Raw genomic sequence first — 22858 nt, 5'->3', positions numbered from 1 at the left:
CGCGCTGCTCACGAGACGCAGCCTGTTCGAGCGCGGTGGTCTATGTCGCGCGACCTGTGCATGCCGGCTGGTCACGCCTGTGCTGGCGTACCGCGGCAGCTGGACATCACGCCCGCAGGCCCGCCTTGCGCAACCCGTCGGCCAGGGTTTCCAGATTCTCCGGGCGCTGGATCGGTAGACCTTCTATGAAGGGCCAGACGATATCCACAGCGTCGGTCGCAACGCCAGTTCGACCGAGCCGGCGCGCTTCGTGGAGTTCCTTCTCAAACCGACACAGGTGCCCTTGCTGACCCCGGTGCGCTGAAGGACCGGCCGGGTTCACGGCGATTGCGCCGGGCATAGCCATGCGTCCAGGGCAATCGTCGGTGCGCCTCTTGGTCATCCGTTCAGCTGGCCGCCAGATAGGCCTCGGTGTCCATGAGCGTGGCATAGGCGAAGCCCAGCGCGGCCATCATCGCCGCATGCACCTGCCTGGCCGGAACCGTGACCCCACCGAACTCCAGATCCAGCGTGGCGCAGGCATCGTGCAACAGGATCACGCCATAACCGAGGTCGGCCGCCGCACGCACCCCTGCATCGATGCACATGTGGCTCATCGCACCTACCACCACCAGCTCCTGCACGCCGCGCTCGTCCAGCAGCTGTTTGAGCGAGGTCTCGCGGAAGGCATTCGGGTAATGCTTGACCACTACCGGCTCGTCGCCCTGCGGAACGACGGCGTCCTGGATCTTCACACCTTCGCTGCCCGGCACGAATATCGGCTTCTCGCCATTGACGAATTCGTGCCGGACATGAATCACCGGAATCCCTCTGGCGCGGGCATCGGCGATCACCTTGGCCGCATTGCCGACGGCCCGTTCGATGCCGCTCAGCGGCAGCTTGCCCGTTGGTAGGTATTCGTTCTGCAGGTCGATTACGACCACCGCACGCTTGCTCATGGCTGGCTCCTTTGACGATGCTGTGCAAGGGAAGGCCATCATCGGCTGTCAGCAGAAGGTTGCTAAGTGGTGCGATCGACATCTTCAGGGGCGCTACCGACAGGCGACGGCGAGCGGGTCATCGAGCTGGGCATCCTGCTCTACCCCGGTGCTCAACTGGCCACCGTCCTCGGCCTGACCGATCTGTTCGGCATCGCGCGTCGCCTCGCCGGCGAGCAGGCTAATCGCAATGCGCCCGTTCTGCGCGTCTCGCACTGGCGACTCGAGAACCCCGGCGACCTGCCGATGCGCGTCGCCGACTCGCATCCACAGGCGCGCGGCCAGCTGCAGGTGCTGATCCTGCCTGCCAGCCTCGAGACGCCGATCTCGGCGGAGGCGGCGGCGCCCTATAGGGCCTGGCTGCGGCAGCAGCATCAGGCCGGCGTCACCCTGGCATCGGTCTGCGCCGGCGCCTTTCTGCTGGGCGAGACCGGCCTGCTGGACGGCCGCACCATCACCACGCACTGGCTCCACGTGGACGGTTTCTCGGCCCGCTTCCCGGACGTTCGCCTGGATGTCGACCAGCTGATCATCGATGCCGACGACATCATCAGTGCCGGCGGCATCATGGCCTGGACCGATCTCGGTTTGCGCCTGGTCGATCGCTATCTGGGCCCGACGATCATGCTCGAGACCGCGCGCGTGCTGTTGATCGACCCGCCCGGCCGGCAGCAGCGCTACTACCGCGGCTTCACTCCGCGGCTGGCACACGGTGATACGGCGGTGCTCGCGGTACAGCACTGGCTGCACGAGACGGGTGGCGGCGATGCCGCACTGGCCGAACTCGCTCAACGCGCCGGCCTGGAACAGCGGACCTTTCTGCGGCGCTTTCGCAAAGCCACCGGCATGACCACTACCGAGTACTGCCAGCGGCTGCGGGTCGGGCGGGCGCGCGAATTGCTGCAGGCTGACCGCCTGTCCATCGAGCGGGTCGCCTGGGAGGTGGGCTACGCCGACCCCGGCGCGTTCAGAAAGGTCTTCACCCGCATCGTCGGCCTCAGCCCGGGCGCCTACCGGCGCCGCTTCGCCACGCTCGCCTAGCGCCAGGCGCGCTGCGCCCGCCCGCCGATCACTGCCGCGCCCTTGGCCCACGGTTGCGCACGGTTGCGTCCGCGTTCTGTCACAGCAGGGGAACAACCGCGAATCGGAGGCCAATGCATGACCCTGGACGAACAACTGGCACTGCTCGAAGAACTCCTGCTGGCGCGCGGCCCCGCAGGCCAGGAGGACGAGGTGCGCCAGATCTGTCGGCGCCAATTGCAGCAATCCTGCCAGGCGGTCTGGCAGGACGAGGCAGCCAACCTCATCGGCCGCATCGAGGCCACTGGCATGCCGCGCGAGCAGGCAGAGCGCCGCACCACCCGGATAATGGCGCACCAGGACGAGATCGCCATGGTGGTCAAACGTATCGATGATGACGGCCGCCTGCGCGTCGTGGCGCTTGGCGGCGCCTACCCGGTGAACTTCGGCATGTGCCCGGTGGACATTCTCGGCGAGCGCGAGGTGGTCCATGGTGCCCTGTCGTTCGGCACCATGCACGGCACCGGCGAGTCCAGCCAGTCGATGCACGTGTTGCAGGGTGACATGCAATGGCACGACGTGCATGTCATCACCCGATATTCGAAAGCCGAACTCGGCGAGCTGGGGGTGCGCGCCGGCACACGGGTGGTGCTCAGCCGCCACTGGCGCCGGCCCTTTACGATACGCGACTGTATCGCCGGGCATTTTCTCGACGACCGCGCACCGCTGGTCGCCGCGCTGGTCGCCGCCCGCCGCCTGGCCGAGCGCGCCCACGAACTGCAAGGCGACGTGCTGATCGTGCTCACGACCAACGAGGAAGAAACCAATTCCGGCGCGCAGTACGCGGCGCGCACCCTGCCCGGCTCGCTGTGCATCGCCCTCGAAGTCGGTCCGATCGCCGCCGAGTACGACACCCGCCTGGCGCTCGATCCCATCGTGCTGACGGGTGACGAGAAAGGCTTCTACTCCAAACAGGTGTCCGATGAGCTGCTCAAGGCCGCCGCGCGCTGCGGTTATTGCCCGCAGCCGGCGCTGATGCCCGGCTTTGCTTCGGATGCGAGCGCCGTGCTCGGCTCGGGCTCCTCGCCTCGCGCCGGCTGCCTGGCCATTCCCACCGAGAACACCCACGGCTACGAAGTCATCATGCAGCAGGGCATGGAGGCTTGCGCGCGCACGCTGGTCGAGTACCTGCTCACCGGGCAGCAGTGAGCGCGGCCGCGGTCGGCAAGCCGCCCGAGGGACCGATGCGCAAAGGCTGACCTGGATCAGCCAGACGCCCCCTGCAACGGCGCTAAATAGAGCGGTAATGGACGGCAGGGAGCAGCGGCAATGCCTCAATCAGCGCAAAAGCTTCGTCTTGGTGCCCTGGTGGCACTGGTGGTCGGCTCGATGATCGGCGGTGGCATCTTTTCCTTGCCACAGAACATGGCGGCGAGCGCCGGTGCCGGCGCCGTCCTGATCGGCTGGGCAATCACCGGCATCGGCATGCTGACCCTCGCCCTGGTGTTCCAGACACTGGCCAACCGCAAGCCCGAACTCGACACCGGCGTCTACGCCTATGCCAAGGCGGGCTTTGGCGACTACATGGGCTTCTCCTCGGCGTGGGGTTACTGGATCAGCGCCTGGATCGGCAACGTCAGCTATCTGGTGCTGCTGTTCAGTACCCTGGGGCTGTTCTTCCCGGCCTTCGGCGAAGGCAATACCGGACTGGCCATCGTCTGCGCTTCGCTGCTCCTGTGGGGCATCCATTTCGTGGTGCTGAGCGGCATTCGCGAAGCGGCCTTCCTCAACCTGGTCACGACCATCGCCAAGGTCGTACCGCTGGTGCTGTTCATCGTCATTGCGGCGCTGGCCTTCAAGGTCGAGGTGTTCACGGCCGATTTCTGGGGTACCGGCAATCTCGAACTTGGCAGCGTGCTGAATCAGGTGCGCGGGATGATGCTGGTCACCGTCTGGGTGTTCATCGGGATCGAGGGGGCCAACATCTACTCGGCACGTGCCGAGCGGCGCCGCGATATCGGCAAGGCGACCGTCATCGGCTTCTATTCGGTGCTGCTGCTTCTGGTACTGGTCAACGTGCTCTCGATGGGGATTCTCAGCCAACCGGAACTGGCGGCGCTGAAGAACCCCTCCATGGCCGGAGTGCTGGAGCATGTGGTTGGGCGCTGGGGCGCGCTGCTGATCAGCGTTGGCCTGGTGATCTCGCTGCTCGGCGGCCTGCTGGCCTGGACATTGCTGTGCGCCGAGATTCTCTTCGCCGGCGCGCGCGACCACACCATGCCGGCCTTTCTGCGCAAGGAGAACGCCAGGCAGGTCCCGAGCAATGCGCTCTGGCTGTCGAACGGGCTGATCCAGCTGATGCTGATCATCACGCTGTTCAACGACGCCACCTACCTCAACCTGCTGTACCTGGCGACGTCGATGATCCTGGTGCCCTACTTCTGGTCCGCGGCCTATGCGGTGCTGGTGAGCTGGCGCGGCGAGACCTACGAGCAGCAACCGGGCGAGCGCCGCAGGGATCTGCTGATCGCGCTGATCGCCCTGCTCTACGCCGCCTGGCTGCTGTACGCCGGCGGCATCCAGTACCTGCTGTTGTCGGCGCTGCTCTACGCCCCCGGCGCGCTGTTCTTCGCCAAGGCCAAACGCGAGCTCGGCGAGCCGATATTCACACTGCCGGAAAAGCTCATCTTCGCCGCCGTGCTGATCGGTGCCCTGATCGCCGCCTACGGCCTCTATGACGGCTTCCTGACCCTTTGACCCGCCCGGCCCCGCCCATTGGCGGGCCGGACCGCGACACAGGAGATACGCGAATGGCTACACCCACTCCCCCGCTCGGCGTGCATTCGGAAGTCGGCAAGCTGCGCCAGGTGCTGGTCTGCTCACCCGGGCTTGCCCATCAACGTCTCACACCATCGAACTGCGACGAGTTGCTGTTCGACGACGTGTTGTGGGTCAGCCAGGCCAAGCGTGACCATTTCGACTTCGTCACCAAGATGCGCGAGCGCGGCGTCGAGGTGCTGGAGATGCACAACCTGCTCACCGAGACGCTGCAAGACACCGAAGCCAAACGCTGGCTGCTCGATCGCAAGCTGACGCCCAACCTCGTGGGCCTTGGCCTGCATCACGAGGTGCGCGCCTGGATGCAAGAGCTGGAGCCACGCCGGCTGGCCGAATACCTGATCGGCGGCGTCTCCGGCGATGACCTGCCGGGGACGCACAGTGGCGAGATCGTGCGGATGTTCCGCGACTACCTGGGCCACTCGAGCTTCATCCTGCCGCCACTGCCGAACACCCTGTTCACCCGCGACACCACCTGCTGGATCTATGGCGGCGTGACGCTGAACCCGATGCACTGGACCGCGCGCCGGCAGGAAACGCTGCTCGCCGCCACCATCTACCGCTTTCATCCGACCTTCGCCAATGCCGACTTCAAGGTCTGGTACGGCGACCCGGAGCTGGACCACGGCCTCGCCACGCTCGAGGGCGGCGACGTGATGCCACTGGGCAACGGCGTGGTGCTGATCGGCATGGGCGAGCGCTCCTCGCGCCAGGCCATCGGCCAGCTGGCGCAATCGCTGTTCCAGCAGGGCGCGGCCGAGCGCGTGATCGTCGCCGGCCTGCCGGTCGGTCGAGCGTCCATGCACCTGGATACGGTGTTCAGCTTCTGCGACCGCGACCTGGTGACCATCTACCCCGAAGCCGTCCAGGCGATCACTTCCTTCAGCTTGCGTCCCGACGAGAGCAAACCCGGCGGTATCGACGTGCGCCGCGAAGAAAAGTGCTTTCTCGACGTGGTCGCCGAAGCCCTTGGCATCCACAAGCTGCGCACCGTGGCAACCGGCGGCGACAGCTACGAAGCCGAACGCGAGCAATGGGACGATGGCAACAACGTGGTCGCGCTCGAGCCCGGCGTGGTGATCGGTTACGACCGCAACACCTACACCAATACCCTGCTGCGCAAGGCCGGCGTCGAGGTCATCACCATCGATGCCAGTGAACTGGGTCGCGGCCGTGGCGGCGGCCACTGCATGACCTGTCCGATCACCCGCGACCCCGTGGACTACTGAGGAGCCGACCCGATGGCGTTCAACCTGCACAACCGGCACCTGCTCAGCCTCACGCACCACAGCGAGCGCGAGCTGCGCTACCTGCTCGATCTCGCGCGCGACCTCAAGCGCGCCAAGTACAGCGGAACCGAGCACCAGCACCTCAAGGGCAAGAACATCGCCCTGATCTTCGAGAAGACCTCGACCCGCACGCGCTGCGCCTTCGAGGTCGCCGCCTACGACCAGGGCGCCAACGTCACCTACATCGACCCGACGTCCTCGCAGATCGGCCACAAGGAGACCATGAAGGACACCGCCCGCGTGCTCGGGCGCATGTACGACGCCATCGAATACCGCGGCTACAGCCAGCAGGTGGTCGAGGAACTCGCGCAGTTCTCCGGCGTGCCGGTGTTCAACGGCCTGACCGACGAGTACCACCCCACGCAGATGCTTGCCGACGTGCTGACCATGCGCGAGCACAGCGACAAGCCGCTGCAGCAGATCCGCTACGCCTACGTTGGCGATGCGCGCAACAACATGGGCAACTCACTGCTGCTGGTCGGCGCCAAGCTGGGCATGGACGTGCGCATCGGTGCGCCCAAGGCGCTCTGGCCGCACGAAGAACACCTGGCCGCCTGTCGCGCGTTCGCCGCGCAGTCCGGTGCGCGGCTGACGCTGACCGAGGACCCGCGCGAAGCCGTCCGCGACGTCGACTTCATTCATACCGATGTCTGGGTATCGATGGGCGAGCCGGTCGAGACCTGGGGCGAACGCATCGCCCTGCTGCTGCCCTATCAAGTCAACGCGGCGCTGATGCAGGCCGCCGGCAATGCGCGGGTGAAGTTCATGCACTGCCTGCCGGCCTTTCACAACGCCGAGACCAAGGTCGGCAAGGAGATCGCCGGGCATCATCCAGAGCTGGCGGGCGGGATCGAAGTGACCGACGAGGTGTTCGAGTCGCCGGCGAGCATCGTCTTCGACCAGGCCGAGAACCGCATGCACACCATCAAGGCGGTGCTGGTCGCCACGCTCGGCGGCATCTGACACGAGGAATGAGCATGCGCATTGTCATCGCCCTGGGCGGCAACGCCCTGCTACGTCGCGGCGAGCCGATGAGCGCCGAGCGCCAGCGCGAGAACGTTCAGCTGGCCTGCAGCCAGATCGCGCAGATCGCGCCCGGCAACCAGTTGGTGATCGCCCATGGCAATGGTCCCCAGGTCGGTCTGCTGGCGCTGCAGGGCGCGGCCTACGGCCCGGACGGCGCCTACCCGCTCGACGTGCTCGGCGCGGAGACCGAAGGCATGATCGGCTACATGATCGAACAGGAGCTCGGCAATCGGCTGCCCGCGGGCACGCCGCTGGCAACCTTGCTGACCCAGGTCGAAGTGGACCCGGCCGATCCCGCGTTCGCCTCACCGAGCAAACCCATCGGCCCGATCTACAGTCGTGAGGACGCCGACCACCTGCAGGCCGAGAAAGGCTGGCAGATGGCCGCCGACGGCGCGCACTTCCGCCGCGTGGTGCCCAGCCCCCGGCCACGACGCATTCACCAGCTGCGGCCGATCCAGTGGCTGCTGGAGCGCGGTTGCGTGGTGATATGCGCCGGTGGCGGCGGCATTCCTACCGTGTGCGATGCCCAGCAGCGTTCGCGTGGCATCGAGGCGGTGATCGACAAGGACCTGTGCTCGGCGCTGTTGGCCGAGGTGCTGGCCGCGGACCTGCTGCTGATCGCCACCGATGTCGATGCCGCCTATACCGGCTGGGGCACCGCGGCGCAGCGGGCCATCGCCCTGGCGCATCCGGACGCGCTCGAGCCACTGCCCTTCGCCGCGGGCTCGATGGGGCCGAAGATCCAGGCGGCTTGCGGCTTCGCTCGGCAGACCGGCAAGGATGCGGTGATCGGCGCTCTGGCCGACATCCAGGCGATCGTCCTCGGCCAGGCCGGCACGCGGGTGAGTAGCAGCGCCGCAGGCATCCGCTATCGCTGAACGCGCGGCGGACGGTCAGCGTGCGGCACCACCTGCCGCCCGGTGGTGCAGCCCCGCCCGGCTCAGCAGGGCACGCCCTGCATCAGGCCAATCGAGTCATTGCCAGAACCATCCGCCTCGATCACCCAGCTGCACACCTGGTTGCGACCACTGCGCTTGGCCCGGTACAGCGCGCGGTCGGCGCGGGCGATCAAGGCATCGATGTGCTGGTCGTCGGCCTGCAGTTGTGTCAGCCCCAGGCTCACCGTGATGGCGATGTCGCCAACCGAGGTCACGATGGGTTCGCCGGCAATGGCCAGGCGAATCTTTTCGGCGACGCAGCGCGCGCCCTCGGCATCGGTATGCGGCAGGACGAGCGCAAACTCCTCGCCGCCCAAACGACCGATGAGGTCGTGAGAGCGCAGCATGCGCATGCAGGTGGCGGTAAAGGCCTTCAGCACCTCATCGCCGATCGGGTGGCCATAGGCGTCGTTGACGTGCTTGAAATGATCGATATCGAGCATCACCAGGCTCAGCGGCTCGCCGTGACGCTGCGCACGATCGACCTCGGCCGCCAGGTCGAGCAGCAATGCCCGGCGGTTGCTGACGCCGGTCAGCATGTCGGTGCTGGCCAGCTGCGACATGACCTGATGCGCGTCCTGCAGTCGCGCCGTGCTCAGGAAGTGGCGACGAGCAAGCACATACAGGAGGACGGCGAGCGCCAGCAACAGCACCGAGATCAGCGCTGCCGAAGCCAGCAAGAGCTGCTTGCGTGCCTCGAAAGCCACCATGAAGTCATCCGGTGACAACAGCACCACGACCACCACGCCGTCTTCTTTCAGGCGCCGATAGGCGCCCAGCCGATGCTCGCCATCGATGGCGCTGATGCCTTCGTAATAGCCTTGCGGCGGCGACTGCGCCGCGAAATAAGGCCTCGACTCGGGCACCTGGAAACGCCCATAGCGCCCCGGAATAGGCTCGCCCGAGGCTATGGCGCGCAGGCTGCGATCGGTGCCGAGCAGGGCGATCATGCCGTGGGCACCGACGTCGATCTGCTGGTAGTAGTCGCTAAAGAAGCCCGTCGGCACCGAGAGCACCAGCACCCCGGCGAACTGCCCGTCCTTGTGAATGGGCCGGGTGAACTGGATGGTCCATTGCTTGGATACGCGCCCGAGCACCGGCTTGCTGATGTACAGACGGTCCTGCTGGGGATGGTCGCGGTGTACGCGAAAGTGTTCCCGGTCGCTCAGGTCGACCGGTGCCTCGACCTTGGCGAGATTGGAGAACACCAGCCGGCCCTGGGCATCGATCACCGCCATCTGGGTGACGACGCTGCCATACGCCTGCTGCTCTTTGCCAAGCGTCTGCTCGAGCGGTCGCTGATCCAGCAGGTCAGCCCGCATGTCGAGCAGGATCATGTCCATCAGCCGAATCACGCTGCGTACATGCGCCTCGAAGGCGGTCGCGAGGTTCATCGCATCCTTGCGCGCGACGGCCTCGGTCAATACGCGTTCATGGCGGATTTCGCCGATGACAGCGGCCCACATCGGCACCAGTGTCAACAACAGCAACGATAACGCCAGCAGCCCTGCTCGTCCCTTCAAACCCGTACCCCGACATCCGGCGAACCGTACGCTGCGCATTTTAAGCGACGCTCGAGGCGACCAGAGGCGGCAAAGTGCCACATACCCCTACCCGTGCCAGGGATATGCGCCATGCCCCGCGCGGCCGGCGCACCCGAACGCTACACCTTGAACTGGTCCATCAGGGTCTGCTGGTGATTGGCCAGGGTATTGAGCGACTGGCTCACGCGTGCCGACTCGTCGGCCTGCCCGGTAAGCGATTCGGTCACCTCACGAATGCCCTGCACATTGCGATTGATTTCCTCGGCGACGGCGCTCTGCTCTTCGGCCGCGCTGGCGATCTGCAGGGTCATCGAGGTGATCACCGATACCGAGCCGCCGATGCGCTGCAGCGCGCTGACCGCCTGCGCGACGTGCTCGACGTTGTCCTGGGCCTGCTGGTATTCGGCGCTCATGCTCTGCACCACCTCGCGCGTGCCCTGCTGCAGCCCCTCGATGACCACGCGAATGTCCTCGATCGACTCCTGCGTGCGTCGCGCCAGATGGCGCACCTCGTCGGCGACCACGGCGAAGCCACGCCCGTTCTCGCCGGCACGGGCCGCTTCGATCGCCGCGTTGAGCGCCAGCAGGTTGGTCTGTTCGGCGATAGCGCGAATGGTCTCGAGCACAGAGCCGATCTGCTGGCTGCTGCTGGCCAGGCTTTCGACCTGCTGCATCGCGCTGCTCATGTCATGCGCCAGGCGCTCGATGCGCCGCGTGGTTTCGTCGATCACCGCCAGCCCTTCGCGTGACGCCTGGTCGGCCGAGCGCGCGGCCTCCGCCGCTTCGGCCGCGTTCTGCGCCACGCCCTGCGCGGTCGCGCTCATCTCGTTGGAGGCGGTTGCCACCTGCTCGACCTCGCTGAGCTGCGCCTGCATGCCCTGGCTGGTGTGGTTGGCAATTCCGGCCGAGCGATCGGCCGTCGCCCGGGCATCCTGCACCGAGCGTTTGACCTCGGCGACGATCGGCTGGAGCTTGTCGAGAAAGCGGTTGAAGCCCACCGCCAGACGACCCAGCTCGTCACGGCTGGCGTAGTCCAGGCGCCGGGTCAGGTCGCCCTCGCCGCCGGCGATGTCTTCGAGCCGCTCGGCCACCGTGAGGATCGGCCGGGTGATGCTGCGCGCCATCAGGCCGACCAGCAGCAGCCCGACACCGATGGCCAGCACGCCGACCAGGATCGAGTACAGGTTGTCGGTCGCGCGCTGCTGATCCAGCGTCTGCTCCAGGGCCTGCGCCCGCGCCAGCACCACGTCACGCGGTGCCCGGATGACCACACCCCAGGGCTTGGCCGCCGGTATCGGCTGAATCGGCGCCACCACACTCAGCTGCTCGCTTGCAGCCAGCGACGCCGGCGCACCGCTGCCCAGGACCCGACGGATTTCACCGGCCTGTTCCGCATAGGCCTCCTCCAGCGGCTTGCCCAGCCAGGAGGCCGAGCCGCTGTGCCCGGCGATCAGCCCGGTCGGGCTGACGATGCCGATGTCACCGTGGCCGTCATAGAGGTCCCGGTTGACGGCCTCGACCACGCTTTGCAAGGTGGCCAGGCGGATGTCGAGGCCGACCACCCCGATCACCTGATCGCCGTCGCGCAGCGGCAAGGCGATGCTGGTCATCAGGACCGGCCGCCGATCGACCTCATCGAGATACGGGTCCAGCAGGCAGGGCGCCGCGGTTGTCAGCGGGCAGGTATACCAGCTGTTATAGGGCATGCCGCTCGGCCCTGGCGTGGTGTCGGCGAGTTCGTCCTCGGTGGTCATTTCGGACTGGAACTGGCCGTCGGCGATCTGCGACCAGTACATCGAGAAACGCCCCTGCAGGTTGCTCCCGGCCACGTAATCGTCGAGGAACTCGGCATCCTGCCCGTCTAGGCCGTTCGGCTCAAAGGACATGTAAACGCCGAGCAGCTGCGGACGCGCCTTCAGCGCATCGCCCAGCCGCGACGCCAGCGTCACGCGCAGGGTCTGGGCACTGATGTCGCCCTGCCGGAGCTGCTCGCGCAGCATCGCGACCTGCTCGGCAAGGCTGCGGGCATAGGCGTAGTTGTCCATGAACTCGGCACGTATCCCCTGCGCCTGGGCCTGGGCGAGCGCCTGCATGCGTGCGTCGGCCGACGCTTCGAGCATGCTCGCGCTCATGTCGCGGACCACGGCGGCACTCTTCGCCGACTGGTACAGCGAGGCGGAAATGAGCAGCGAGACGATGACCAGCAGGCACAGGCCGGCCAGCGCGGTCAGCTTGAGCTGGATGGAAAGTCGGGACAGCATCGGACACACCCTGATGGCAAAGACACAGCCGGGCTATCGGCGTGCAGCCGCGACTCTGAAGGGCAGCCGTCCGGGAATGCCTCGTTCTGGTGCATCCTTCAGCGTTGCAGCAGCCGGCGCATCCAGTCGAGCAGGACCGTCGGCAGCAGATCGGGCCGGGGCAGCAGCGCATAGCGGGACGCGCCGAACATTCGCGGCAGGTAGGCACCGGCCTGGCGATCGATCGTCAGGCAGAACGGCGAAATCCCCTGCAGCGTGGCCTCCAGCACGGCCTGCCGGCTGTCCTCCACGCCGTACGGCCCCGCGTACTGATCCTCGTCACTGGGTTTGCCGTCGGAGAGCACCAGCAGCAGGCGATGCGCGGCCGGCTGCGCCATGAGCGCCGTGCTGGCATGGCGGATGGCCGCGCCGCAACGGGTGTAGTGCTCCGGCTCCAGTGCGGCGATCCGCAAGGCAACGCTCTGGCTGTATGCCTCGTCGAAACCCTTGAGCTCGCGCACGCTGACCGCATCGCGGCCCTGTCCGGAAAAGGCCTGTACCGCATAGGGTGAGCCCAGCCCCTGCAGGGCGATGCAGAGCAGCAGCAGGGCTTCGCGCTCGACGTCGATGACCCGCCGCCCCTGCGAGACCCAGCTGTCGGTGGAGCCGCTGACATCGATCAAGACGAGGATCGCCAGGTCCCGCTGCTGCGCGTGATTGGACTGGTAGAGCCGGTCGCTCAGCCCCTGCCCGGCCTGCATCGCCGCCGCCGCGTCGACATAGGCATCGACATCCAGCTCGTCGCCCTCGACCTGTGCGCGCAGCCACACCCGGCGCGCGCGCAGCAGTTCGAAGCGCCTGCGGATCCCGGCCAGCAGGCCCCGGTGTGCCTCGAGCGTCTGCACCACCCAGGCCTCGCTGCCGGCTTGCGCCACGCCGGGCCGGACCGTCGCGCCCTGCTCGGCGTAACGGCCGGTTCGATGGTCCCATTCGGGGTAGACGCAGCCCTGCGCACTCGCCAATCCCGGCGGCGCAGCCAGCCGCTGCCCAGGCTCCGGCGGGTCTTCGCTGAGCAGCACCTCGCGCGGCTGCCCCGGTGAGCTGACCAGGCGCGCACGGGGCAACTCGCCGAGCAGCTCGCCATAGAGCTCGGCGTCGGCGCCGTCGTCCCGGTCGATGGGACGCTGCAGCCCCAGCGGGTCCTCGGCGTGCGGATGCGGCTCGTCAAGCTGGATCATCAGCGGGCCCGGCCCATCCGCCTGCCGTTCCTCGTCATGCGCTTGGCGGACCTCGGGGCGCCGCGCCAGGCGGGCGCTGCGCGGCGGCGTGTCGCTCTGCTCGCCGCGCAGCGCTTCGGTCACCGGACCGAGCTCGGGCGTGGGTTCGAGCAGGCAGCCGGTCCAGAAATCCGCGAACAGGGGCTCGTCACCCAGGGCGTCGCCCGGCGCCAGGGGCGGCCAGCCTTCGAGCAGCTGCATGGCGAGCGCCATCGAGTCAGCCGGCGAAGTGGCCGCGGGAAAGCCAGCGGCCTGCCCGGCGAGCAGCGCCCGCACGCGGTGTTCCACCCCTCGCCGCGCCGGGCCGAAAGCAGAGAGCGGCGGCCGGCGCGCCAGGCACTCGGCGCGCAACGCCTGCAGGTCGGCTGCGCAGCCCGGCAGTTCGCGCAGCAGGTCGCACTCGGCGGCATACGCCTCGAACAGCTGATAAAGCGCGCCGGCCAGCGGCGGCAGCGTACGCCAGGCCGCCTGCGCGCTACCGCGGCGAATCCGCATCGCCTGATGCAATGCCATGGCCTTGTAGAGCACCGCTGCCCGCCCTTGGTCGGCTACGCCAAGCCCGCGCGGCAGCCACAACTGGCGCCCGTCCGTAGCCGGTACCGGCTCGCGCCGGCACGGCCGGGGGCTGCGGCCGAAACAGCGCGCCAACCAGGTCGCGCGTGCCGGCGGTTGGGCCACGCGCAACGGTACGGGCTGGCCGAGCACCGCGAGCAGCAGCAGGTCGAGACGCTCGGCAACCGCCTCGAGCGACAGCATGGGCGCCGCGGGCGGCGCAGGCCGATAGCGCTGCCACAGGCGCTGGGCGAAGACCGTCGCATGACGCGCAGCATCGGTGAGGACTTCCTCGGCTTCGGCCATGGCTAGATGAAGGTGCCGTCGACCAGATCGCGCATCGCGTCGACCAGGGTTTCGTCGTCCGACAGCGGCGAAACGATCGCCGCCAGGCAGGCCGCGCGAATCTCGATGCCCTGCGCGCAAAGCGCACCGGCAGCGACCAGCAGCCGGGTGCTCGGCACTTCGCTCAGGCCGCGGTCACGCAGCGCCCGCAGCCGCTGCGCCAGGGCGACCAGCGAACGCGCCGTGGGCGCATCGACCCCGCTTTCGCGCTGGACGATGCAGGCCTCGCGGTCGGCATCCGGAAAGCCCAGGTCCAGCGCCACGAAGCGCTGACGGGTGCTGGGCTTGAGGTCCTTGAGCATGCGCTGGTAGCCGGGGTTGTACGACACCACGAGCTGGAACCCGGGCGGGGCCTGCAGCAGCTCGCCAGTCTTGTCGATCGGCAGCAGGCGACGGTGATCGGTCAGCGCATGCAGCACCACGACGGTGTCCTGCCGCGCCTCGACGACCTCGTCCAGGTAGCAGATGGCGCCTTCGCGCACGGCCCGGGTCAAGGGCCCGTCCTGCCAGGCGGTGCCGTCATGCCGGATCAGGAACCGACCGATCAGGTCGCTGGCCGACAGGTCGTCATGGCAGGCGATGGTCACCAGCGGCCGGCCGAGGCGCCAGGCCATGTGCTCGATGAAACGCGTCTTGCCGCAGCCGGTCGGGCCCTTGAGCATCACCGCCAGTCCACGCGCGTGGCAGCGCTCGAACAGCGCCACTTCGTCGCCCACGGGCAGGTAGAACGGCTCCTCATGGGGGCGCAGCGCGGTCGGTTGCTCCGGCAGGTTCATGCCGAACGCACCGGCGCCGGCGCGGGGGCAGGCTCATCGACCACCAGGCGTGGCGCGTGGCGGAAGAAGTCATAGATGAACAGCGCCACGCCCACGGTGAACAGCGAGGCCGTGGCGATCAGCATGACGAAGTGAATCTGGATCTTGAGCTGCGCATCGAGATAGCCCATGCCCATGATCCGCTCCAGGTAGACCTGCGCGATGCCGGCGGTGGCGAACGACAGCGTCATGCCGAACATCCCGCTGATCTGCAGCCAGAACGCCCAGTAGCCCAGCGTGCTGCCCTGCTCGCGGCGCCCGCCGGTCAGCGACGGCAGCGCATAGCTGATCATCGCCAGCACGATCATCGCGTAGGCGCCATAGAAGGCGGCATGCCCGTGCATGGCGGTGATCAGGGTGCCGTGGGTCCACTTGTTCACGCTCGGCCAGGTATGCGCCAGGCCCAGCAGGCCGGCGCCGAACAGCGAGAACACCGCGCTGCCGATCGTCCAGTGCAGCGCCAGCGTATTCGGGTGGGCGAGCCCGGAACGGCGGATCGCACCGTAGGCATAGGCGGCCATGCCGACCAGCGCCAGCGGCTCGAGCGCGCTGAACAGCCCGCCGATCGGCAGCCAGTAGCTGGGCACGCCGACCCAGTAATAGTGGTGCGCGGTGCCCAGGATCCCGGCGATGAACACCAGCCCGACGATCACGTACAGCCACTTCTCCATCACCTCGCGGTCGGCGCCGGACAGGCGGATCAGCAGGTAGGCCAGAAACCCGCCCATGATCATCATCCACACGCCCTCGACCCACAGGTGGATGGTCCACCAGCGGTAGAAGATCGACACGGTGTAGTTCTCGTAATGCAGCAGCGCCGGCAGGTAAAGCAGCGCCGCGCTGACGAAGCCGATCATCAGCACCGCCTCGGTGGTGGTGAAGCGCCGCGCCTTGCGGATGGTCATGCCGACGTTGTAGAGGAAGATCAGCATGCAGATGACGATGACGATCTTGTGCGGCAGCGGCTGCTCGAGCAGCTTGTTGCCGGTGCCGTAGCGAAACAGGTAGCCGATGATCGCGGTGACGCCCATCAGCGTCCACAGCCCCAACTGGATGTACGCCAGCCGCGTGCTGTGCAGTTCGGTACGCGATTCCTCGGGAATCATCCAGTAGGTCGCGCCCATGAAGCCGGTCAGCACCCAGACGATCAGCAGATTCGTATGGATCACCTTGGTCACGTCGAACGGCAGGATGTATAGCAGCGGGTCCGGGCCGATGTACTTGGTGGCCGAGAGCAGGCCGAACACCAGCTGCAGGCCGAACAGCACCATCGCGACGGCGAAGTACCAATAGGCCACCGATTGGGACTGATAGCGCATCGTAGTCTCCCCTTGATCTGGCTGGGTCGGCCCGCGGCCGCGGCCCTTCGCGGTTACTTGAGGGTTTCGAGAAAGGCCACCAGCTGCCCGACCTGTTCGTCCGACAGGCTCTGCCCGTAGCCGGTGGGCATGAACGACGTGCCGTCGGCCGAATACATCTCGCCGGGCACGATGTGGGCGCTGGGCGACAGGATCGATTCGCGGATGTAGCCGCCGGCGTCCTTGGCCTTGCCGTGGTAGTCCGGCGAGGCCACGGTCTGCGCCGCCCGCGTACCGATCCCGGCAAGCGAAGGCCCGGCCATGTCCGCACCCGGCACGGTGGAATGGCAGGCATTGCAGGCCGGCGTCGCGGTCTTGAACAGCTGCTCGCCGAGCGCCCGCGGGTCGTCACCGGCATCCACCGGCCGCGCCCCGGTCGGCGTCTGGCCGCTGCTGCCGGCAGCCGCAAGCGTCGCGGCGCCTGGCGCGAAGCTGCCGGTGACGAGGATCGGCCGCGGTGGCCAGCCCTGGTTGTCGACCTTGCTGACCCAGTCGAGAAAGGCGATCAGGTCGCTGATCTCGTCTTCGGCCAGGTCCTGCCGCGGCATCAGCCGGCGGTGGGTCTGTTCGTTGTAGAAGCGCGACGGGTCGCGCATGTAGGCCTTCAGATACGGCTCGCCGCGGTGCTGGGTGATTTTCGTCAGATCCGGGGCGTAATAGGCGCCTTCCCCGAACAGGGTGTGGCAGTTGATGCAGTTGTACTTGTGCCACACGTCCATGCCGTGCCGCACTTGCGGCGTGATGTCCTGGGCGTTGGTCAGCTCGGGAAACTGGCGGTGGCTGTCCAGCGTAAGGCCGAGAAACAGAAGCGCGGACAGTCCCGTGGCGGCAACGGCGAATAATCTTGCCTGGCGATTGTTCATGTTCTGCCCCTCAAACGCTGATGCCGGTCCAGTGGATGAGAGTCATGGAGAACGCATAGAGCATGGCACTGGCCATCAACACCAGCACGACAACGCTAATTATCTTCAACGGGCCGTACAACTTCCGAGCCTGCATGACCGTCTCCTCTTGGCTGCAATTACCGCTGGAGCTCGCGGCAGTTATGCAACAGGCGAAGAATGAACATTGCGACGCGAGAACCTGAAACGGAGCCGCCCCTCGCCGCCTGTTGTTACTGCGCAGTCTAGGCAGGCTGCCGGGCCCTGCCAGGCGGCTCCCGACTGCCCGGCCGCGCGATTCAATAACTTTGCAAGTTAAAATCAAAGTTGCTGATCGAGGATTAAGCCGGATGAATAGAAAACTTTGACGACAGTCATGTCTGGCCGATCAAACAAGCGAGACGGAGTTAATTCCGGCCATTGACCGCCCACAAATAAATTGGCGGCCCTGCCAGACGAACGGCAATCGCTGGCGTGGTGCTACAGCACCCGATATTTCAAACAACGCGTTCAACGCACCATCCATCGGAAACACCTCCATCTTGGCTATTCGGTCAGCTTCAGAACCGAACAGCCGCTCTAGCCTGGCGGTCGGTGATAGTGGCGTGACGGTTCTGCGAAACAGGCGAGTCTTCAGCAGTCGATAGTTCGGTAACACTTCTCCGTCGCTCGCCGCGGCCTCACGCCAAGACCTCTTGCATGTTTTGGAGCGATAAAAGAATGAACAAACTTCGGGCAGTCTCGCTTTCCGTCCTCTCCGCTGGCGCGCTGTGCGTCCCCTTGTCGGGCTTCGCCGCGCAAGGCGATCCGCTGCTAAGGCTCGGGGTGCTCGGCGCCTACAACGAAACCCAGTTCGATTCCGATGACGTCGATACGGATGACAAGGCCTACCTCGGTCAGGGCGGCCTGTTTCTCGACTTCGGTAACAAGCTGAGCGGTACGCAAGGCCTGATCTACCAGGCTGGCATCAGCGGCAAGTACGGCGAGAAGAACGATATCGAGGTGAAGGAGGCGCAGGCCGATGTCGACCTGGGCTGGCGCTTCGCGCTGGATGCCCGCAATTACATGGATGTGCTGGTCGGCGCCGGTTACAGCTGGTCGCGCTTCGAGCCCGAGGACAATGACTACGATGCACGCCTGACCAACAAGATGCCGTTCGCCAAGGCGGCGCTGGGCTATAACCACGACTTCGGCCCCTCGCTGATCCGCTTCGAGGCCGGCGCCCGCTATTCGATGGAGGGCGAAGCGAAACTGAAGATCGATGACGTCGGCAGCGACACCGCCGACCTGAAGGACAAGGCACACCCATACGCCGAGCTCACGCTGCTGATGAACCGCGAGGGTCAGCTGCCGCTCACCGCAGGGGTCTACTACACCCGCACCAACTACCAGCTCGAAGGTGGCGACGACCTGTCCGACAGCGCCGAGCTGGAACGCGACGAATATGGCTTCAAGGTCGGCCTGGCTTTCTGATCCGCAACAGTGGCGAGTGCCGGCTTGCCGCACTCGCCCGCTCCGCGAGCGTTCAGGTGTGCGTGTGCTGAGCGGCGCGAAGCGCACAGTGTTGCCCCGCGCGATGTGCAGGCCTACCGGCCGATGGCCAATGCCATGATGCAGCGCTGGGTCAGACCCTGGGCGCGTTCCTGCTCGGCGATTCCTCTCAGCCAGGCAGCGCTCTCGCGCTCCGGTTGGCAGGCGAAACCCAGGCGCTCGTAAAACGGCCGGTTCCAGGGCACGTCGCTAAAGGTGGTCAGCGTTACACGGGCCAGGCGCTGCTCGCGCGCCGCGCAGACGGCGGCAGCGATCAGTTGACGGCCAATGCCCTGCCCCTGCTGCGCCTGCATCACCGAAACCTCCCAGATGTGCAGGCCGTCGCCGCGGCGCTCGGCAACGAGAAAGCCGAGGATGTCGCCTCTCCCGGATGCCGCGACCCAGGCATTGCCACCTTCGATCAGCTCGCCGATACGTTGGACCGGCTGGACGGGGCTGTCGGCGAGCCATTCCAGGCCCGGCACGCTGAGGAACGCCCGGGCCGCCGAACGCTCGACAGCCGGCAGCCTCGGGGCATCAGCCACAACGGCCCGCCTGACGCAGAACAGGTCGTTCGCCAGCGGGGTCGCCGTTTGCTCGTTGGGTTGTGTCACAGAGGGTCTCGCTCAACTGCCGCCTGGCCCATGCTACACGGCGAGAGCCCGGTTACCCACAGACTCGACGGCAGCCAGCAGGCCACAGCCCCGAGCCGTCGCCGCGGGCCGACCGGGCCCAGGCAGCGCGCGGGTTCAGCCGGCCGTCATTCCAGCTCGCCGGGCGTTGCCGAGCGATGTGGCGGGTCTTCGGTCACGGTTTCCTGTTCGGTTCGATGCATGTTCCGGTTGGGTACCGAGTCGTTCTCGGGCATGCCCTTCACCGGCCGGCCATCTTCGGTAACGATCTGCCCTTGCTCGTTCCGGTGAGTTTCGAGCTTCTGCTGCGGTGCAGGATTACCCATCGGGCTCGGGCGCGAGCCGGTGTCCTCGCGAGGGGTGCCTGCCGGCCACTGCGCCGCGGCCTGCTGGGTGGCCGCCAGCAGCACGGCGAGCGAGAGCGTCAGCAAAGATCTGTTCATGGTGCCTCCTCGGCTCTGAGAGCTGTGTATCGACGAATGGGCCCTGTCCTGCCCACGGCGATCAGCCGCTGACCACGCCTTCCGGCTTGCAGACCAGCAGCGCAAGCGGACCGCCGGCGGAATACTTGCCGGGCACGCGCATGACGACTTCCTCGTTCGGGCTGATCGACACGGCCGGCGCCGCGGTCATCGCCGTTTCCTCAGGCAGCGCATGAAACTGGCAGGACGCGATCTCTTCGCTGCGATTGGTCACCTTGATTGCCGGAACGCCGCGAAGATCCACCTTTTCGGACGACGCCGCAGGGACGCCAAGCTCTTCGATCTCCAGGTCGAGGCCGTTCAGGCGGGTGGCCACCAGCGGTTCATCGCCCAACGCCGGGACGGCAAATGCGAGGCTGGCCAGTGCCAACAAGGGTCTTTTCATCCTCGTTCTCCGTTGTGACTTATTAAATGTGAACGGCCTATCGAGGTGGAGTTCGGGGCAACCTGCGCTTGGGGCACTTTTCCGGCCCAGTGGAGCAGGGTCTTCCAGCCCGTTTCGACAGCCGCCAGTGGCCGAAGCGAGTGCGCTGAGCGCTTCGGCCACTGGCCTGCGCAGCCACGGGTGCGGCCAGCGCGAGCCGTATGCGCAATCACCGCGACCTGTGGCGCAACCATACGAGACGCTCTGCACAAAACCGCACATTGCCCGTTCTGTGGCCTCCGTGCTGGTCGCATCAACAGGGCTGCGGCCTGGCGCCCGGCGAGGTACTCCGGTCGCCGGCAAGGCATACCTCTTCCGGCTCTTCAGCGCTTGATTCGCATCATTTGCCGTACGGCCGGCGCTCCTATCGTCTGCCGCGGTTCAGCCATGGCGCTCGCTTGGGCGTCGTGTCGATTGCGTACAGCTAGGAGGCCGCATGATCCGCCAAAAATTGACCCACCTGCTTTTCCTCAGCCTGCTGCTGGGCACTCTGCCCTGCCAGGCCGCCATCAACGACGCCGAAGCCGTCAACCGCGCCGGGCAACAGCGCATGCTCAGCCAGCGCGTCGCCAAGAGCTACCTAATGATCGGCACCGATACCCGCACCGAACAGGCGCTGACGCAGCTCGACCAGAGCGTCGCCAGTGCCGAAGAGAACAGCCTGCTGTTGGCCGACTATGCGCCGAACGCCTCGATCCGCGTGGCGGTGGACGAAGCCTTCGCTACCTGGCAGCAGTTTCGCGAGCTCGCCCTGGGCAAGCCGGACAAGGCCAACTCGCTGGACGTTCTGCGTCTGGCCGAGCGCTTTCTCAGCCAGAGTGAAGGCCTGGTAAAGCGCATCGAGCAGCACAATGGCAGCCAGGCCGCGCATCTGGTCAACCGCAGCGGGCGACTGCGCATGCTGAGCCAGCGCATCGCCATGCTTTACCTGGCGTTGAGCTGGAACCTGCCGGCCCCGGAGCTCAAGCGAGAATTCGTCACCGCCGTTCAGGAATTCGACGAAGGACTGGCCGAGCTGCATGGGGCCAGGCAGAACACAGCCGCGATCACCCAACGGCTCGACCAGATTGACAAGCAGTGGCGCTTTGCCCGGGCCGGCTTCCAACTGGCGGATGAATCACGCTATGTGCCGACCGTCATCGTCACGACCAGCGAATCCCTGCTGCAGAAGCTCGAGGCGCTGACGGCCGACTATGCGAACCTGGCCCAATCCACTCACTGACGCACTGCCCGGTCTGGCGACGATGCCGGGCCCCGGTTGCGCGCATCGGTCGGTGGCAAAGATGCGCGCGCAGCTGGTTGGGTCGCGTACAAGGCACGCGGCGCCGCGCAGAGATGGCGCAGCGATCCGGTGGCAGGTATTCCGACGCGCCTCCGGCACCCTGGGCCAGGCACCTCGAGCTGAACGGCAAGGCCCGGAACGACCGCCCAGGGGCGCTTACATCCTACTGATTTGCAAGCATTTTTTTGCGATCAAAAAATGCGCAATCTAACGGCAGCCCAGGGTACACAGGGCGCGGCGCCGGTTATCCGGGAGATATCAACGGCATTATCCACAGCCTTTGTGGATTAATGCCGTTCCGCCGGTTGCTGCGATCACGACGCGCTCATGCTGGCTGTCGCAACCACCGGGTAAGCCTTCCCCGCACGGAGTCGCTACGGTTACGCGCCGGGGCCAGGCACGAGGTTCCGCGCGATCCACTGCGCTGCCGTTGTCAGCTCGATGCCTTGCGCGGCGTTGAACGTCAGGCGCTTGTCCCATGCCACGCCGCGCCCCTCGGCAAACACCGCGCGATACTTTTTCATCGGGTCGCCAGGGTCGGCGGCCAGATCGCCCTTTAGCTTCGCCACGCTCCATTCCTCGCGCCGGAACTGGCGGTCGAGCCGCGCATCCAGCGCGTCTGCCAGCTGTGCGTAGCTCAGCGTGTCGCCCGCCACAAAGACCACCTCGTTGGCCAGCCTCGGTTGGACGAGCAGCAGCTTCGTTGTCAGCAGGCCGATATCTTCGGGGGTCGTGACGGTAACCCGGGTATCCCAGCTACCCAACGCATGAACGACACCTCGTTCGAGGTCAACGACACCGAACGCCGGCTCGAACAGAAAGCTGGTGAACATTCCCGTTGAAATGATGAGCCACTCGGTCCTGCGCTGCGCTCTGAGCCGATCTCGTACGTCCAGTTGCTCGTCGAACAGGTCCTGCGGGCTGCCCCGGCCGATCGCGTCGTAGTCGACACCGAACTGCCAGGGCAGGTAGCGGCTCACCCCTGCTTCGAGCACGGCCTCGGTGATTCTGAGCTGCACGCCCGGCCCCGCCACGAAGCCCACGCAGCTGATCACGGTATCGAACTGACCGAACAGCACGCTGAGCGAGTCGACCGGGTCCGCCACGACGTCGGCGTACAGCACCTTCACACCCATCCGTTTCAGCTCGCCCAGCAAGGCCTCTCTCGAATGGTCGCTGGAGCCGTGCACTGGCGGGCGGAGCAGTACCGCGAGCTGAAGGGGTGCCTGCTTTGCCGCTGCAGACAGCTCGCGCATGACGTTCATGCCCAGTTCGCCAGCCCCCAGGACGAGGATTTTCTCTGCCGGTCTAGTGTCGTGAGATGTCATGGAATGCCTCCAGGCTTGCCGTTGGTTTTCGGGTGCGGCAATCCTGTCACCCTCGACGGCAGCCTCGTAAGTAGGCA

The 22858-nt window shown here is 66.4% G+C and carries 21 protein-coding genes; 9 read left to right on the top strand and 12 right to left on the bottom strand.

What is annotated here, in order from left to right:
* Nucleotides 1–106 precede the first annotated feature (106 nt).
* Complete coding sequence (locus AC0KXH_RS08700; RefSeq protein ID WP_488224505.1) at nucleotides 107–340, bottom strand: hypothetical protein; 234 nt, start codon at nucleotides 338–340, stop codon at nucleotides 107–109.
* A gap of 46 nt (nucleotides 341–386) precedes the next feature.
* On the bottom strand, nucleotides 387–938 hold the full coding sequence (locus tag AC0KXH_RS08695) for a cysteine hydrolase family protein (protein WP_488224504.1): 552 nt from the start codon (nucleotides 936–938) through the stop codon (nucleotides 387–389).
* Nucleotides 939–1007: 69 nt separating this feature from the next.
* On the opposite strand from AC0KXH_RS08695, the gene AC0KXH_RS08690 reads away from it, so the two are divergent.
* From AC0KXH_RS08690 to arcC, 6 genes are all read left to right on the top strand, one after another.
* Nucleotides 1008–2018, top strand: a complete 1011-nt coding sequence (locus AC0KXH_RS08690) for a GlxA family transcriptional regulator (RefSeq protein WP_198930768.1) — start codon at nucleotides 1008–1010, stop codon at nucleotides 2016–2018.
* Between the two features lie 117 nt (nucleotides 2019–2135).
* The gene (locus tag AC0KXH_RS08685) at nucleotides 2136–3206 is read left to right on the top strand and encodes a zinc-binding metallopeptidase family protein (RefSeq protein ID WP_488224503.1); all 1071 of its coding nucleotides are present in this window, start codon (nucleotides 2136–2138) and stop codon (nucleotides 3204–3206) included.
* A 120-nt stretch (nucleotides 3207–3326) separates the two neighbouring features.
* Entirely contained in the window at nucleotides 3327–4754 is a 1428-nt protein-coding gene (arcD, locus tag AC0KXH_RS08680; protein ID WP_488224502.1) for an arginine-ornithine antiporter, read from the top strand.
* Between the two features lie 53 nt (nucleotides 4755–4807).
* Nucleotides 4808–6064: an arginine deiminase gene (arcA, locus tag AC0KXH_RS08675; RefSeq protein ID WP_488224501.1), complete on the top strand. Its 1257-nt coding sequence runs from the start codon at nucleotides 4808–4810 to the stop codon at nucleotides 6062–6064.
* Nucleotides 6065–6076: 12 nt separating this feature from the next.
* Nucleotides 6077–7087 (top strand): ornithine carbamoyltransferase, encoded by a 1011-nt coding sequence (locus tag AC0KXH_RS08670; RefSeq protein ID WP_488224500.1) that lies wholly within the window; start codon nucleotides 6077–6079, stop codon nucleotides 7085–7087.
* 14 nt (nucleotides 7088–7101) lie between these two features.
* Nucleotides 7102–8031, top strand: a complete 930-nt coding sequence (arcC, locus tag AC0KXH_RS08665; RefSeq protein WP_488224499.1) for a carbamate kinase — start codon at nucleotides 7102–7104, stop codon at nucleotides 8029–8031.
* Nucleotides 8032–8093: 62 nt separating this feature from the next.
* Here arcC and AC0KXH_RS08660 read toward each other — a convergent pair whose 3' ends face one another.
* The 6 genes from AC0KXH_RS08660 to AC0KXH_RS08635 form a co-directional block, all read right to left on the bottom strand.
* A complete protein-coding gene (locus tag AC0KXH_RS08660; protein WP_488224599.1) occupies nucleotides 8094–9557 on the bottom strand; it encodes a sensor domain-containing diguanylate cyclase in 1464 nt (487 codons plus the stop codon).
* Nucleotides 9558–9754: 197 nt separating this feature from the next.
* Nucleotides 9755–11896 (bottom strand): methyl-accepting chemotaxis protein, encoded by a 2142-nt coding sequence (locus AC0KXH_RS08655; protein WP_488224498.1) that lies wholly within the window; start codon nucleotides 11894–11896, stop codon nucleotides 9755–9757.
* Nucleotides 11897–11994: 98 nt separating this feature from the next.
* The gene (locus AC0KXH_RS08650; RefSeq protein WP_488224497.1) at nucleotides 11995–14010 is read right to left on the bottom strand and encodes a nitric oxide reductase activation protein NorD; all 2016 of its coding nucleotides are present in this window, start codon (nucleotides 14008–14010) and stop codon (nucleotides 11995–11997) included.
* 2 nt (nucleotides 14011–14012) lie between these two features.
* Nucleotides 14013–14825 (bottom strand): CbbQ/NirQ/NorQ/GpvN family protein, encoded by an 813-nt coding sequence (locus AC0KXH_RS08645; RefSeq protein WP_052264531.1) that lies wholly within the window; start codon nucleotides 14823–14825, stop codon nucleotides 14013–14015.
* A complete protein-coding gene (locus AC0KXH_RS08640; RefSeq protein WP_041110629.1) occupies nucleotides 14822–16183 on the bottom strand; it encodes a cbb3-type cytochrome c oxidase subunit I in 1362 nt (453 codons plus the stop codon). Before AC0KXH_RS08640 ends, AC0KXH_RS08645 begins: the two co-directional genes overlap by 4 nt.
* A gap of 53 nt (nucleotides 16184–16236) precedes the next feature.
* Nucleotides 16237–17085: a c-type cytochrome gene (locus AC0KXH_RS08635; RefSeq protein ID WP_061339614.1), complete on the bottom strand. Its 849-nt coding sequence runs from the start codon at nucleotides 17083–17085 to the stop codon at nucleotides 16237–16239.
* Nucleotides 17086–17147: 62 nt separating this feature from the next.
* Here AC0KXH_RS08635 and AC0KXH_RS08630 point away from each other — a divergent pair, with 62 nt between their 5' ends.
* Both AC0KXH_RS08630 and AC0KXH_RS08625 read left to right on the top strand, forming a co-directional pair.
* Nucleotides 17148–17309, top strand: a complete 162-nt coding sequence (locus tag AC0KXH_RS08630; RefSeq protein WP_158052526.1) for a hypothetical protein — start codon at nucleotides 17148–17150, stop codon at nucleotides 17307–17309.
* A gap of 514 nt (nucleotides 17310–17823) precedes the next feature.
* The gene (locus AC0KXH_RS08625) at nucleotides 17824–18576 is read left to right on the top strand and encodes an outer membrane beta-barrel protein (protein WP_312380380.1); all 753 of its coding nucleotides are present in this window, start codon (nucleotides 17824–17826) and stop codon (nucleotides 18574–18576) included.
* A 113-nt stretch (nucleotides 18577–18689) separates the two neighbouring features.
* On the opposite strand, the gene AC0KXH_RS08620 is transcribed toward AC0KXH_RS08625, so the two are convergent.
* The 3 genes from AC0KXH_RS08620 to AC0KXH_RS08610 form a co-directional block, all read right to left on the bottom strand.
* Entirely contained in the window at nucleotides 18690–19247 is a 558-nt protein-coding gene (locus tag AC0KXH_RS08620) for a GNAT family N-acetyltransferase (RefSeq protein ID WP_269262449.1), read from the bottom strand.
* A gap of 146 nt (nucleotides 19248–19393) precedes the next feature.
* Nucleotides 19394–19708: a hypothetical protein gene (locus tag AC0KXH_RS08615; RefSeq protein ID WP_199861611.1), complete on the bottom strand. Its 315-nt coding sequence runs from the start codon at nucleotides 19706–19708 to the stop codon at nucleotides 19394–19396.
* 61 nt (nucleotides 19709–19769) lie between these two features.
* Entirely contained in the window at nucleotides 19770–20132 is a 363-nt protein-coding gene (locus tag AC0KXH_RS08610; protein WP_041110624.1) for a hypothetical protein, read from the bottom strand.
* A gap of 475 nt (nucleotides 20133–20607) precedes the next feature.
* On the opposite strand from AC0KXH_RS08610, the gene AC0KXH_RS08605 reads away from it, so the two are divergent.
* Nucleotides 20608–21393 (top strand): type IV pili methyl-accepting chemotaxis transducer N-terminal domain-containing protein, encoded by a 786-nt coding sequence (locus AC0KXH_RS08605; RefSeq protein WP_488224496.1) that lies wholly within the window; start codon nucleotides 20608–20610, stop codon nucleotides 21391–21393.
* A 440-nt stretch (nucleotides 21394–21833) separates the two neighbouring features.
* Here AC0KXH_RS08605 and AC0KXH_RS08600 read toward each other — a convergent pair whose 3' ends face one another.
* Entirely contained in the window at nucleotides 21834–22781 is a 948-nt protein-coding gene (locus AC0KXH_RS08600; RefSeq protein ID WP_061337377.1) for an aromatic alcohol reductase, read from the bottom strand.
* Nucleotides 22782–22858 lie beyond the last annotated feature (77 nt).

It is taken from the genome of Stutzerimonas sp. CXK-1 (assembly GCF_057738225.1).
Note: the sequence above shows the minus strand (reverse complement) of the source record. Positions and strands in the feature narration are given on the sequence as shown.

What these genes read in the sequence shown, in the direction of transcription:
- AC0KXH_RS08610 (WP_041110624.1), bottom strand. Translation starts at nt 20,132, where the DNA reads ATGAAAAGACCCTTGTTGGCACTGGCCAGCCTCGCATTTGCCGTCCCG.
- arcA (WP_488224501.1), top strand. Translation starts at nt 4,808, where the DNA reads ATGGCTACACCCACTCCCCCGCTCGGCGTGCATTCGGAAGTCGGCAAG.
- AC0KXH_RS08640 (WP_041110629.1), bottom strand. Translation starts at nt 16,183, where the DNA reads ATGCGCTATCAGTCCCAATCGGTGGCCTATTGGTACTTCGCCGTCGCG.
- AC0KXH_RS08645 (WP_052264531.1), bottom strand. Translation starts at nt 14,825, where the DNA reads ATGAACCTGCCGGAGCAACCGACCGCGCTGCGCCCCCATGAGGAGCCG.
- AC0KXH_RS08605 (WP_488224496.1), top strand. Translation starts at nt 20,608, where the DNA reads ATGATCCGCCAAAAATTGACCCACCTGCTTTTCCTCAGCCTGCTGCTG.
- AC0KXH_RS08650 (WP_488224497.1), bottom strand. Translation starts at nt 14,010, where the DNA reads ATGGCCGAAGCCGAGGAAGTCCTCACCGATGCTGCGCGTCATGCGACG.
- AC0KXH_RS08685 (WP_488224503.1), top strand. Translation starts at nt 2,136, where the DNA reads ATGACCCTGGACGAACAACTGGCACTGCTCGAAGAACTCCTGCTGGCG.
- AC0KXH_RS08630 (WP_158052526.1), top strand. Translation starts at nt 17,148, where the DNA reads ATGGCACTGGCCATCAACACCAGCACGACAACGCTAATTATCTTCAAC.
- AC0KXH_RS08625 (WP_312380380.1), top strand. Translation starts at nt 17,824, where the DNA reads ATGAACAAACTTCGGGCAGTCTCGCTTTCCGTCCTCTCCGCTGGCGCG.
- AC0KXH_RS08600 (WP_061337377.1), bottom strand. Translation starts at nt 22,781, where the DNA reads ATGACATCTCACGACACTAGACCGGCAGAGAAAATCCTCGTCCTGGGG.
- arcD (WP_488224502.1), top strand. Translation starts at nt 3,327, where the DNA reads ATGCCTCAATCAGCGCAAAAGCTTCGTCTTGGTGCCCTGGTGGCACTG.
- arcC (WP_488224499.1), top strand. Translation starts at nt 7,102, where the DNA reads ATGCGCATTGTCATCGCCCTGGGCGGCAACGCCCTGCTACGTCGCGGC.
- AC0KXH_RS08670 (WP_488224500.1), top strand. Translation starts at nt 6,077, where the DNA reads ATGGCGTTCAACCTGCACAACCGGCACCTGCTCAGCCTCACGCACCAC.
- AC0KXH_RS08635 (WP_061339614.1), bottom strand. Translation starts at nt 17,085, where the DNA reads ATGAACAATCGCCAGGCAAGATTATTCGCCGTTGCCGCCACGGGACTG.
- AC0KXH_RS08660 (WP_488224599.1), bottom strand. Translation starts at nt 9,557, where the DNA reads ATGTGGGCCGCTGTCATCGGCGAAATCCGCCATGAACGCGTATTGACC.
- AC0KXH_RS08700 (WP_488224505.1), bottom strand. Translation starts at nt 340, where the DNA reads ATGCCCGGCGCAATCGCCGTGAACCCGGCCGGTCCTTCAGCGCACCGG.
- AC0KXH_RS08615 (WP_199861611.1), bottom strand. Translation starts at nt 19,708, where the DNA reads ATGAACAGATCTTTGCTGACGCTCTCGCTCGCCGTGCTGCTGGCGGCC.
- AC0KXH_RS08655 (WP_488224498.1), bottom strand. Translation starts at nt 11,896, where the DNA reads ATGCTGTCCCGACTTTCCATCCAGCTCAAGCTGACCGCGCTGGCCGGC.
- AC0KXH_RS08695 (WP_488224504.1), bottom strand. Translation starts at nt 938, where the DNA reads ATGAGCAAGCGTGCGGTGGTCGTAATCGACCTGCAGAACGAATACCTA.